The following is an 11,346-nucleotide window of genomic DNA, read 5'->3' on the forward strand; positions in this document are numbered from 1 at the left end:
TCACGTTAGGCGGCACCTCCAACGTTCTCTAGGGGTACTTTATATCCGACGCCGCGCACCGTTTGGATAACCTGTTCGGCACCAATATCCGTAAACTTCGCGCGAAGACGCTGCACGTGAACGTTTACCAAAGAATCGCTCACATCGCTGTAGCCCCAAACAGTCTCTAACAGCTCTTGACGGCTCATAGCCTGCCCCGGACGGCGAACCAAAGCTGCAAGAAGGTCGAATTCCAAAGGTGTCATAGGCACTTCAACACCTTTATACTTGAGGGTTCGGCCATCCATATCCATGATGGTATCTCCCACCCGCACCACCAACTGGCGGCTCTCACGCGGGCGCAAACGAGCACGGATACGAGCCATAAGCTCAAGATGTTTAAAGGGCTTTGCGATGTAATCGTCAGCGCCAGCTTCCAGCCCTTTTACCACATCTTCAGTATCGCTTTTAGCAGTCAGCATGATAATAGGCACATTAGATGACGAACGGATCTGCTCACAGACTTCGATACCGCTCTTCCCCGGAAGCATGAGGTCCAGCAATACCAAATCTGGTGAATGCCGCATAAACGTCTCAAAGGCGCGAGAGCCGTTTTCGCAAAAAACTGCGTTATATCCCTCCTGTGCCAGGACAATGCCGATCATTTCTGCAAGAGCGTCATCATCATCAACGACCAGGACGGTCGAGGTGGTGGTGGTCATGGCGTCTCTCCTCTATATTATTCGGTGATTATAGTAATTATCCTAAGCCCTCAGCCGCCATTTCTGCGACTATTCGCGCATACTCTGTGGTTCTCGCCATCTGAAGTGTGGCCTCATGCGGGTTTATATGTGTAGTATTTGCACGATGTGTTAGCCCAACCGAACGTATCTCGGTTTTCTGTAGTCCAACATCATTCCACAGTCTCCACAATCTCTGTGCTTGCTGCGGTATAGCATCCGAATCTACGATGGGCAGCCAAAGCCTTGCTCCGGATTCTAGTACGGCTGCCGCTATTTCCCAGCGATGCGGGTCGCTAAGAGGCTGTGCCTGAATCAGATTCTGGCTTGCCTCGTCCGGGTCAAAAAGCAGTTCGGCAGGATTATCTGCCGTTGAAAACGTACGGGCTATAGCGCAAGCATCTGCCACAGAGCTGAGGTTCGACGTGCGATCATCAGGATACGTCAAGGGAACCTTGGTGAGGTTCAGCATAGGCGTTATGGTAAGTTCGGTAAAAGTATTGGCGCAGATACGGTAACTTTCGTAGATTTCGCTAACCGGTACCGCTGGGATAGTGCGAAAACCACTCACCGTAGGGATAGTACCCGAAATAATGCGCCCAAGTTCCGGCTCGTCCAGTTGTACCGTAAGACGGGCTTCGGGCTGGTTGAGGGCTTGACGGATAAGAGAGATGCTCTCCCCTAGCCCTTCTAGAAAGGCATCCCGTATATCGCGTGCCGCCCCCGCATCACTGATGGCGCGCTCGCCATTAGGCGCATAGACCCGCGCAGCAAGGGTGTATGGTCCGCACAGCTGAATTTTGAAACTGGGCGCAGCATCCTCAGGCACTGAAGCTCCAGAAGACTCACCGCCTACGACATCGGCGAGTGCGTTAATATCTGAGACATAACAGGATCGCGCACGCGCACTTTCGCGGGTACCGCCGCCTCTAGCATGAACTAATCGCCATCCATAGGATGCGCCTTCAAGTTCCATTCCAGAGAGCGTGGCAATGGTGCGAGCAAGAGTAGTGCTCTGCCAGCCACGCTCTGGAAGCTCCGGTAGGAATGGAAGATGCGGATGCCCCAACTCACCACGCACACGATGCAGGGCATCTATTATCTGCGTGCCGGGGAATTCGCCTAGTCCGCTGGCTCGTACCGCAACGGTATCGCGCTCAGCAAGCTCGGTAGCGAACTCACGTTCGGGTGCACGATAATCACCCGGTAGCAGCAGGCGCTCGGGCACATACTGTTTTCGGGTGTTTTCGTCCGCAAATCTGGTAGAGAACGAGGTCATCAAATCTACGCTAGCATCTAATCCGTCTGACGGTCGAGAGAATCATCGTTTTGAGCCAGCTCGTCCTTATGCGCGTGCGCTATTTTTTCGTGGTGTCGAATAACCTCGGAAATAATGAAGTTCAAAAATTTCTCCGCAAATTCGGGATCGAGACTAGACTCTTTCGCCATAGCCCTCAGACGAGCTATCTGGGCTTCTTCTCTTCCTGGATCACCCGCAGGCAGGTTATGCTGTGCTTTAAGAACCCCAACGCGCTGGGTGGCTCGAAAACGCTCCGCAAGAATATGAACCAACGCGGCATCGAAGTTATCAATAGAGCGCCGCATCGCGAAGAGTTCTTCGTAAACCTCGGCGGAAACTTCGTCTCCCATGGAGGTGGCACGCGGATCAAATTCTTGCTGGGTCATTATAGGTCCTTAAGGGTTACGAGCATTATTACACTGCTGCGTTTTCACGAAGATCATCAAGGTCTTCACGAGCAAGTGAGTAAGCACGGGCTATGGTGGACTGTCCTAAAACTCGTGTGCCCTGGTAAAGCACCATAGTTTGCCCGGGTGCCACGCCAAAGAGCCCATCGTGCAGACGCACCACAGTCTCTACACGAAGTTTTCCGGGGGTTTCGGCATCGGTATCTTCTGCCCATTCAAGATGCGCGGTACCGCGTACCGGGTCTGCATGTGCACGCACTTGAGCGGTAACATCAAAGGTCTCGCTGCGCACGCCGAGTTTTGGTTCCTGAGCAAGAAAATGTTCTGCTTCCGGAACAGGAATTCCAGCCCAGGTGGCCCGAATTCCGCGGATTTCGTCGATAGAAAGTAACTCACGAGAACCGACAATAACTTCATTCGTTTTTGGTCGGATTTCGAGAACAAAGCGGGGTTTCCCATCAGGCGCCGGAGTGCCTAAGGCTAGCCCCTTACGCTGCCCAACAGTAAATCCTTGAGCCCCAGGGTGTTCCCCCACCACATTGCCGGAGGTGTCTTTAATCATGCCAGGGCGCATTTGAATGTGCTCGCCTAGCCAGGCACGGGTATCACCCTCGGGAATAAAGCAAATATCGTAAGAGTCCGGTTTCTTGGCAACCGAAAAACCACGCCGTTCAGCCTCCGCACGAACCTCTGCCTTCGAGGGCGTGGTTGCTAGGGGGAACCAGGCGTGTTTGAGCTGTTCGTGGGTAAGGACGCCCAGCACATAGGACTGATCTTTTGCCCAGTCTGCGGCTCGATGCAGTTCTCGGTTACCGTCGTCGTTGGTGATAACGCGGGCGTAATGACCGGTAACTACCGCATCAAACCCTAGGGAGACGGCACGTTCCAAAAGCGCGGCAAATTTGATTTTCTCGTTACAGCGCATGCAGGGGTTGGGGGTTCGTCCCGCTTCGTATTCGGCGATAAAATCATCAACTACATCTTCCTTGAAACGCTCCGAGAAGTCCCATACGAAGAAGGGTATGCCCAACTGGGCGCATACGCGGCGCGCATCCATAGAATCTTCAAGGGTGCAGCACCCACGAGAACCGGTGCGGAGCGTTCCGGGCATACGAGAAAGCGCCAAATGCACGCCCACTACCTCATGCCCCGCCTCAACGGCACGGGCGGCAGCAACAGCTGAATCGACGCCGCCACTCATAGCAGCCAAAATCTTCACAGAGTTTCCTTATAAACGTTGGGTACGGTTTCGTGGTGAGAATAAATGTGAGGTTCTATTGTACGCTTCTTATTGCATGTGCGCAGGTTCGCCGCAATTATCCGCCGTACCAGCGTTGAGCGTCAGGCAGATGTGAGGAAAGACCCGCTTTTGCTGCCTGTGCATAGGCTTCAGGCAGGGCCGCGAGCAACCGAGCAATATCTTCGCCGGTGCTGGAATGCCCAAGAGTAAATCGTTGCGCACTGCGGGCGGTGTCTTCGTCCAGCCCCATGGCGAGAAGCACATGGGATGGTCTTGTTACTCCCGCGTTACAGGCCGAACCGGTTGAGGTTTGAATCCCCTGCATGTCGAGCAGAAAGAGGATGGTGTCTCCTTCTGCGCCTTCAAAAGTAAAATGAGCATTCGCAGGCAGCCTTTTTTCACCAGGAAAGGCCTCAGTCGTTGGGTCGATGCCGCTCAGGTGAGCTTGTGGAATAACCGCCTGTACCGCCGCTATTAGCTCATTGCGAAGTGCTGCAATACGGATGGATTCTTCTTCAAGATGCTCAATCACATGCGCGGCGGCCTCAGCAAATCCCGCGATCGCGGGGGCATCTATAGTGCCGGAACGCACGGAACGCTCTTGCCCGCCCCCGTGCAAAACCGGGGTGAGCTGCGCTGTTCGTGTGGCGATAAGCGCACCGATGCCCATGGGACCGCCAATTTTATGCCCGGAAATCGCCATCGTATCAACCCCGCTGTCGCGGAAGTTAACGGGTACCGCACCGAAAGCCTGCACCGCATCCGTATGCATGGGAATACCGTATTCAGAGGCTATGGCGGCAATATCTTGAATGGGCTGTACAGTGCCAACTTCATTATTTGCCCACATAACGGTAACTAACGCAACATCCGCAGGGTTCTGGGCTATCAGTTCCCGCACGTTTTCGGGGTCTACCAGCCCTTGCGAATCCACCGGAATCCAGTCGATAATCGCGCCCTCGGTCTTCTGCAGCCATTCGCAGGTTTCTTCCACCGCATGATGCTCAATACTTGATACTAGGATGCGCCGTCGCACCGGGTCTGCTTCCCTGCGTTTCCAGTACATCCCCTTAACCGCAAGGTTGTCTGCCTCTGTTCCTCCAGAAGTAAAAATAACCTCGGCGGCATCGCATCCTACAGCTCGGGCGATACGTTCGCGGGCATATTCAACGGTGGCACGGGCATCGCGTCCGGTAGCGTGCAGCGAGGAGGGGTTACCGCCCGCACGCATCTGCTGTACCATTGCGTCTATAGCAATTGGCAGGACATCGGTAGTCGCTGCGTGATCTAGGTAGACCCGGTTCACTATTTCCTCCTCTGGCGTATTGCCCTTATTCTATCGTTGTTCCTCGAACTTTCGGGAGGAATTCGTCATAAATGCGCCGCAGGCTAAACCTGCGAAGAGTCACGTTCGGTGGAAACATGCGCGGTACACTGGGGTACGTGTTCAAGATTCTTTTCTATACCCCCGAAATTCCGGGGAATACGGGTAACGCCATTCGTCTGGCCGCAGTAACCGGGGCTGAACTTCACCTCGTCGAGCCTCTAGGATTCAATTTTGAAGATGCGCATCTGCGCCGTGCCGGGCTGGATTATCACGATCTTGCGGTCGTAACGGTTCATAAGACCCTGCAGGATGCTTGGAAAGCCATGATGCCTGCGCGTGTTTTCGCCTTTACCACCACGGCAGCAACCTCGTATGCGGATCTTGAATATCGTGATGGCGATGTGCTTATGTTTGGTCCGGAGTCCGTGGGCTTACCAGCCGATGTACAGCAGGATGAGCATATTACAGAACGCGTAAAAATCCCCATGATTCCTGGGCGCCGCTCTCTTAATCTAGCGAACTCCGCGTCCATCGCAATTTTTGAGGCATGGCGCCAACACGGATTCACGGGAGGAAAGATTTAGTTGTATGTGTGCCAACCGCCAGGTTCCCCTACTTTTTGAGGATATAGCCGCCGACCCGATGAACGCCGAGTACACGTCACGCGGGTGGGAGCCCGTATATTCGGCGAGCGCTCGATCACGCATTATTCTGGTGGGTCAGGCACCCGGGCGTATTGCACAAGAGACTCGTATTCCATGGAATGATGTGAGTGGTCGGTTACTTCGTACATGGTTGAGCGTAAGCGATGACGAGTTTTATAACCCAGAGCTGTTTGCCCTGATGCCGATGGATTTTTATTATCCGGGAAAAGGTAAGCACGGTGATTTACCACCGCGTAAGGATTTTGCGCCGCGTTGGCATCCGCGGCTGCGCGCCATGATGCCGCATGCACAATTAACCATTCTGGTAGGTGCCTATGCGCAAAAGTACTATCTCGATGGAGTTTCTGCTCCGCGGCTTCGCAGTAACCTTACGGAAACGGTGGCACACGCAGAGGATTATCTGCCGGGTTTTGTGCCTCTGGTGCACCCTTCTCCGCTCAATATTGGCTGGCGCAAGCGTAATCCCTGGTTTGAGGCCGAGAATATACCCGATCTGCGTGAGCGAGTACGTAAAATCTTGGGTGCATAGCCTAAAGCGTCCTGAAAACCTAGTCTAGGTTTCCAGGACGCTGACCTGTTAGAAACTAGGCGTTGCGGCGCCTCTTAATTTCTTCAACAGCCTGCGGGATGACAGTGAAAAGATCCCCAATGACGCCAAAGTCGGCAATCTCGAATATGGGCGCATCCGCATCCCTGTTGATGGCGACAATAGTCTTTGAAGTATCCATGCCGACCTTCTGCTGAAGAGCCCCCGAAATACCCACGGAAACGTATAGTTCGGGAGAAACGCTCTTGCCGGTTTGCCCAATCTGAGTAGAGTGATCCAGCCAGCCTGCGTCTGTGACGGCGCGGGTCGAACCGATCGCGGCGCCGAGCGCATCCGCCAGATCCTCAATGGGGGCTAACTTGCCGCCGATACCGCGGCCAGCCGCCACAACGGTAGCTGCTTCTTCAAGGTTGGGGCGAGCAGATGTAGGCTTCTCGGTTATTTCGGTGATGCGCACCATATCGTACCCGGGCAGAGTATAGGTGGTGAGTACACCCTCCCCCACCGCAGTGGGTGCCGCCGCCGTATCTACCGAGTTGAGGCGTAGGGTTACCAACGGCAGACCTTCAACCCGCACGGTGCTGTCGTACTCGCCCGCCAAAACATTCTTACGAATATTGAGCGCATCATCCACGTCATGAGCGCCCGTCACAACGCCTACGGGACGAGATCCCGCCTCGGAATTCCCGAGGCGCACGGCCACGCGCCCCAGAAGCTCAATCGAGTCAATATCATGCGGGGCAAGAACCACATCAGGACCAAACTCAGTAATAGCCTGTACGGCGAGTTCCACGCGGGCAGCAGGCAAAGTATCTGTCATGGATTGCGCTGGGGCAAAGACACGTGCCGCGCCCTGTTTAGCGTAAAACTGCGCAATATCAGCGGAGCCTTGGGCGAACGTCATTACTCCCAGTTGAGTTCCGCCCTGTCCAACACCAGCTCGCAGTCGTGCCAACGCTAAAAGTTCTCGGTCCACACTGCTAGGTTCGGTCGCAAAATTCGTTGTGCCGCCTATAACCAGCACACGGTATGCAGTCGTCATCATTATCTCCTGTACTGGTTAAATAAGGTTTCGGGATGCCAAGAATTCGACCAGCTGTATGCCGCCGTCGCCTTCATCCACGATGGTTTCACCTGCGGTGCGTTCTTCCCGCGTCTGCGCTTCGGTCACGGTAACGGTAGATGCGCTGCCGCCGAACTTAGCAAGCTCATCCGCAATATCCGCTGCGTTCACGGTCGTAATAGGCTTCTTTTTTGCTGCCATCAGCGCCTTAAAGTTGGGGTATCGCGGAGTGTTCACTTGATCGGTCACAGAAATCAAAGCGGGCAATTCAGTTTCACAATGCTGCGAGCGAGTATCCAGATCCCGGCGTGCCCTAACAGTTCGGCCCGCAACGGTCAGCGATGCCACCTGAGAGATTCCGGTGCGCCCCAAAAGTTCGCTCACCTGAACGGGCACCAACGAAGTCTCACCTTCGGTTGATGCCATACCCGTCAGAATCAGGTCGAAGGTGCCGTGTTCCTGCTCATAGGTGGAGAGTGCAGCGGCTATGATGCGTGAGGTCGCCAGAGCATCAGCCCCTGCGAAAGCATCGTCGAGAATGTGTACGCCTGCGTGTGCACCCAGCTGCAGCGCACGGCGCAGCCCCTTAGAGGCATCCGCTGCGCCTAACGTAAAAGCGATAACTGCAGAATTCGCTGCATCGGTGTCTTCCGCTTCGACAATCTGCATGGCGGCTTCCACAGCGTATTCGTCAAGCTCACTCATCACTGATTCGCTGCGGTCTACCCGCAAAGTATCGTCAATTTTTTGTTCAAATTGGGTGTCTGGCACGTACTTGGTAAGTACGGCGATGCGATATGCGTTTTCGCTCACGCTCATCCTCCTGCGCCTCATGTGTGTGCGGCGCGTCTGTGGGGTTTAGTTAGGTTTGGCTATATTCTACCTTGCCGTGAAATCTTCAGTCAGGAAAACCCGGATATGAGAGCGGTATATTCCTGAACACAGCAGGCAAAGGAGAGGCGGCGTTTCTTCATGTGAAACGCCGCCTCGGGCAGTTTTATAGCTCTGTTAATGCTGATTATCGGCGTCGCCGAGCGTCACCTTGATGTTCTTTGTCTCTGACCCCCGTTTAATCTTCATATCCACTGTGGCACCTGCTGCTTGTGCACGCACCACGCCGTTGAGGGTCTTACTCTGTTCGATGCGGTGGCCATCCGCCTCGACGATAACATCTCCCTTCTGCAGACCAGCCTTTTCTGCAGGGCTTCCGCTAGAGATATTGGTGACCCGCACACCATCCGGGAAGAACCGAGATTCTCCCTCGTTGGTCTGCCCAGGGGCGCTTTCAATATTCGCGCCTAGGTACCCATGGGTTGCTTTACCTTTGCTAATAATTTCGTCAGAAATACGCTTAGCGTAGTTCGAGGGAATGGCGTACGCGATGCCCTCATTGCCGCCGCCTTCAGACTCGATCTGAGAGTTGATGCCCACGAGCGCCCCGCTAGAGTTCACCAAAGGACCGCCCGAGTTACCATGGTTCACCGGCGCATCGGTCTGAATCATGGGAATATATACGCCGTCTTTTTCTGCTTCTGCAGCACGGTCGGTGTTAGAGATAACACCCGCAGTCACGGTGTCCTGCAGATTATGCGGCGAGCCAAGCGCCACCACGGTTTCACCAGGAACGACCTTCGAGGAGTCGCCAAAGGTAATGGGTTTAAGGTCTAGCCCACTGGGGTCAATCTTGATGACCGCAAGATCCGAGGTTACATCGGTACCCACGATCTTTGCCACGCGAATACTTCCGTCATGCAAACGCACTTCGACTCTAGAGGACTGCTGGGTACCGTTTGTAGAGACTACGTGATTATTGGTGAGAATATGTCCCTGGTTATCGAGAACTTCACCTGTACCAACGCCGTTACCGTCGGTCAGCTTTGATCCTACAGTGACGGTCGAAGGAAGCACCTTCTTAGCTGTATCGGTTACGACTGTGGGATTTGTTGCACTGCCTCCAGCATTTCTACCGGTGACGGATGAACTATTGCTGCTTGTAGATGCGGCAATACCGCCTCCAACACCAGCACCTACGCCGCCGCCCACAAGGGCTGCAAGCAAAGCCGCGGTAAGCACAACACCGGTTCCATATTTCTTCTTGGGCTCTTGCTGAGGGTTCTGCCCCTGCCCGGAGTACTGGTTCTGATATCCATTCTGGGGGTTCTGGGAGCTCTGTTGATACCCGGAAGTTTGATAATTTTGCTGGTAACCCTGCTGTTGATAACCCGTACTCTGGTAGTCCTGTTGAGCATAGGATCCGGGTGCAGAATGCTGCATTGGACGGGTTGCATCGTTATAACCGTTAGCGCCAGAATCTTGGTTCCAGCCACCAGGGTATTGGGTCATTGTGGTCTCTCCTTGAGGGGCTCTCAATAAATCTTAGGTGATATCTGAATAACCATATTGGCGACAGCGCCAACAGGCACGCGTCTTTTTCTACTGTAAACGCAGTTCTTGTTTTATACCTCCGTTTTCTCTGAGGTTGCACCCGGAATTTCCTGGGAGTTTGCTGAGAACCCTCAAATTCCGGGGTAACTCCACAAAAATATTTCAAGAGGTACAGCCTTCCAGAGTCAATTTCACAGCCTACGCTTAAAGACGGGCTCTAAGGTTTAACGAGATCGCGTCAAGAAAGGAACAGACATGCTGACAGCACTCATTATTAGTACCATGCTGGCCGTTATTCTTGGCTTAGGTACCGGCCTGGTAGCGTGCTGTGCAGGCATAGTGCATCGTCGTTTGGCGCGTGCTCAGTCCTGTTCTTCTGCGCTTGAGCAGCAGCTTAGCTCGGCGACCAGCTTATAAAAATCACGAAGATCTTAGTATTACACGCACCAACGACGAAAGCTCGTAATACAAGCTAAGAGGTGCCGTCTACTAAGTAGGGTAACGGTCACCTTTTCTTAAGCTTCGTAGAGTCTCTAACAACTCGTGGTGCAGCTGAGTCATATCGCAAGGTGATATTTCTTCAGAAAAATTCCCTTAAGCCGCTCTAAAACAGGGTATGTTTATTGGTATGACTATTCATCGCCGAAACACTGTCTCCCAAAATTTTTATGGTGCCACATCTAGACCCCATTCGTCTCAAAGATCTCTGACCCGTATTATGGTCACCCTCATGCTGTCTTTCATCTGCGCGTTGACCGGTATCGGCGCTAGTTTCATTGCTTACCCGACGGCGGCCCACGCTCAAGCACCTTTCGAGGTCACGCTAAATCCACAAACCCCTATTATTGACCGGGACGGAACTCTTAATGCCTTATCGGATGGACTTGAAGACGAGCTCACCGAAGGTTTGAGTACCAGTAATGCCCTTCACTCGGTAGAAGCCTATATGGTGTTGGTCTCCGGGACCAATGGCAAACCGCTCAAGGAGTGGGGTCAAGAATTCCTGAGTCTCAACCATGCTCGCCCACGTACAGTAATTTTGCTTATCGATACGTCTAAGAACCAAGGCACTATTATCAGCAATGACCAGAGTTTTATGAGCGATGCATGGGCACACGCCCTGTATGTTAAAGACAATTCGAGCTCCCAAAACAGCAGTATCAAGCGTGTTATCGCGGATCATGGTCTTTACGGTACCGCCGGACGCATGTTCACTGATATCTTTATCGGGGATCATGACTACTCCGCGAGCAATGACGGAAATATCCCTCAGGGACTAAGCGATATTTCCGAAGCCGATGGCTGGTTCGAAAATTTTCTTGTTGCCGCAGGCGTGTTGGTTTTTATCCTGTTTATTCTGCTTGGAATTCCTGTCCTCATCATCCGCGTCGTACGTAAAAACCGTCGAAAAACGGCAGAATTACAAAAATGGCAGAACGACCTGCCGCTCCGCGATCCTTCGCAGGTACAAGTTCCCCAGCAGTATCAAATGCCGAATCGTCCCGGGCACCATATGGTGACGGATACGGAATATATGAAGAACCGCGGCTACGATCTGAATTAGCCAATATTATTCATCCAATGAGTACCGCATCGTGAACAAAAGCGGTACTCCTGGAGTAAACAGTCGACGACCATACCCTGAGAATTAGCCCGGAATTTCTTCAGATATGTACGCTCTGTGATGACTACA

The 11,346-nt window shown here is 53.3% G+C and carries 12 protein-coding genes; 4 read left to right on the top strand and 8 right to left on the bottom strand.

The genetic code is table 11. From position 1 onward, the window contains the following. Window positions 1-5 precede the first annotated feature (5 nt). The 5 genes from mtrA to HMPREF0733_RS00355 all read right to left on the bottom strand — a co-directional run bounded on the left by mtrA (window position 6) and on the right by HMPREF0733_RS00355 (window position 4,972). Complete coding sequence (gene mtrA, locus HMPREF0733_RS00335) at window positions 6-701, bottom strand: MtrAB system response regulator MtrA (RefSeq protein ID WP_013397424.1); 696 nt, start codon at window positions 699-701, stop codon at window positions 6-8. Between the two features lie 37 nt (window positions 702-738). Further along, window positions 739-1,998, bottom strand: coding sequence for a uroporphyrinogen decarboxylase/cobalamine-independent methonine synthase family protein (locus HMPREF0733_RS00340; protein WP_013397425.1), 1,260 nt, complete (start codon window positions 1,996-1,998; stop codon window positions 739-741). 17 nt (window positions 1,999-2,015) lie between these two features. Beyond that, a complete protein-coding gene (locus HMPREF0733_RS00345) occupies window positions 2,016-2,405 on the bottom strand; it encodes a chorismate mutase (protein WP_013397426.1) in 390 nt (129 codons plus the stop codon). Between the two features lie 28 nt (window positions 2,406-2,433). After that, complete coding sequence (gene mnmA / locus HMPREF0733_RS00350; RefSeq protein ID WP_013397427.1) at window positions 2,434-3,645, bottom strand: tRNA 2-thiouridine(34) synthase MnmA; 1,212 nt, start codon at window positions 3,643-3,645, stop codon at window positions 2,434-2,436. 97 nt (window positions 3,646-3,742) lie between these two features. Further along, window positions 3,743-4,972: a cysteine desulfurase family protein gene (locus tag HMPREF0733_RS00355; RefSeq protein WP_013397428.1), complete on the bottom strand. Its 1,230-nt coding sequence runs from the start codon at window positions 4,970-4,972 to the stop codon at window positions 3,743-3,745. Between the two features lie 137 nt (window positions 4,973-5,109). Between HMPREF0733_RS00355 and HMPREF0733_RS00360 the strand changes: the two genes are divergently transcribed. Continuing rightward, window positions 5,110-5,577 (top strand): tRNA (cytidine(34)-2'-O)-methyltransferase, encoded by a 468-nt coding sequence (locus HMPREF0733_RS00360; RefSeq protein WP_004005052.1) that lies wholly within the window; start codon window positions 5,110-5,112, stop codon window positions 5,575-5,577. A gap of 4 nt (window positions 5,578-5,581) precedes the next feature. Next, complete coding sequence (locus HMPREF0733_RS00365) at window positions 5,582-6,187, top strand: uracil-DNA glycosylase family protein (RefSeq protein ID WP_013397430.1); 606 nt, start codon at window positions 5,582-5,584, stop codon at window positions 6,185-6,187. A 55-nt stretch (window positions 6,188-6,242) separates the two neighbouring features. On the opposite strand, the gene HMPREF0733_RS00370 is transcribed toward HMPREF0733_RS00365, so the two are convergent. The 3 genes from HMPREF0733_RS00370 to HMPREF0733_RS00380 all read right to left on the bottom strand — a co-directional run bounded on the left by HMPREF0733_RS00370 (window position 6,243) and on the right by HMPREF0733_RS00380 (window position 9,611). After that, on the bottom strand, window positions 6,243-7,247 hold the full coding sequence (locus HMPREF0733_RS00370) for an electron transfer flavoprotein subunit alpha/FixB family protein (protein ID WP_244864751.1): 1,005 nt from the start codon (window positions 7,245-7,247) through the stop codon (window positions 6,243-6,245). Window positions 7,248-7,265: 18 nt separating this feature from the next. After that, on the bottom strand, window positions 7,266-8,087 hold the full coding sequence (locus HMPREF0733_RS00375; protein WP_013397432.1) for an electron transfer flavoprotein subunit beta/FixA family protein: 822 nt from the start codon (window positions 8,085-8,087) through the stop codon (window positions 7,266-7,268). 189 nt (window positions 8,088-8,276) lie between these two features. Further along, window positions 8,277-9,611, bottom strand: a complete 1,335-nt coding sequence (locus HMPREF0733_RS00380) for a S1C family serine protease (RefSeq protein WP_013397433.1) — start codon at window positions 9,609-9,611, stop codon at window positions 8,277-8,279. A 297-nt stretch (window positions 9,612-9,908) separates the two neighbouring features. On the opposite strand from HMPREF0733_RS00380, the gene HMPREF0733_RS11195 reads away from it, so the two are divergent. Together HMPREF0733_RS11195 and HMPREF0733_RS00385 are read left to right on the top strand one after the other, a co-directional pair. Next, window positions 9,909-10,070: a hypothetical protein gene (locus HMPREF0733_RS11195; protein ID WP_004005059.1), complete on the top strand. Its 162-nt coding sequence runs from the start codon at window positions 9,909-9,911 to the stop codon at window positions 10,068-10,070. A 301-nt stretch (window positions 10,071-10,371) separates the two neighbouring features. Further along, complete coding sequence (locus HMPREF0733_RS00385; RefSeq protein WP_013397434.1) at window positions 10,372-11,217, top strand: hypothetical protein; 846 nt, start codon at window positions 10,372-10,374, stop codon at window positions 11,215-11,217. Window positions 11,218-11,346: the final 129 nt, after the last annotated feature.

Origin of the sequence: Rothia dentocariosa ATCC 17931 (genome assembly GCF_000164695.2) — a bacterium.
Classification (GTDB): Bacteria; Actinomycetota; Actinomycetes; order Actinomycetales; family Micrococcaceae; genus Rothia; species Rothia dentocariosa.

Bases quoted from the DNA above. Each gene is read 5' to 3' on its own strand.
- HMPREF0733_RS00380 (WP_013397433.1), bottom strand. From the start codon at position 9,611: ATGACCCAATACCCTGGTGGCTGGAACCAAGATTCTGGCGCTAACGGT.
- HMPREF0733_RS11195 (WP_004005059.1), top strand. From the start codon at position 9,909: ATGCTGACAGCACTCATTATTAGTACCATGCTGGCCGTTATTCTTGGC.
- HMPREF0733_RS00340 (WP_013397425.1), bottom strand. From the start codon at position 1,998: ATGACCTCGTTCTCTACCAGATTTGCGGACGAAAACACCCGAAAACAG.
- HMPREF0733_RS00370 (WP_244864751.1), bottom strand. From the start codon at position 7,247: ATGACGACTGCATACCGTGTGCTGGTTATAGGCGGCACAACGAATTTT.
- HMPREF0733_RS00365 (WP_013397430.1), top strand. From the start codon at position 5,582: ATGTGTGCCAACCGCCAGGTTCCCCTACTTTTTGAGGATATAGCCGCC.
- HMPREF0733_RS00375 (WP_013397432.1), bottom strand. From the start codon at position 8,087: ATGAGCGTGAGCGAAAACGCATATCGCATCGCCGTACTTACCAAGTAC.
- HMPREF0733_RS00345 (WP_013397426.1), bottom strand. From the start codon at position 2,405: ATGACCCAGCAAGAATTTGATCCGCGTGCCACCTCCATGGGAGACGAA.
- mtrA (WP_013397424.1), bottom strand. From the start codon at position 701: ATGACCACCACCACCTCGACCGTCCTGGTCGTTGATGATGATGACGCT.
- HMPREF0733_RS00385 (WP_013397434.1), top strand. From the start codon at position 10,372: ATGGTCACCCTCATGCTGTCTTTCATCTGCGCGTTGACCGGTATCGGC.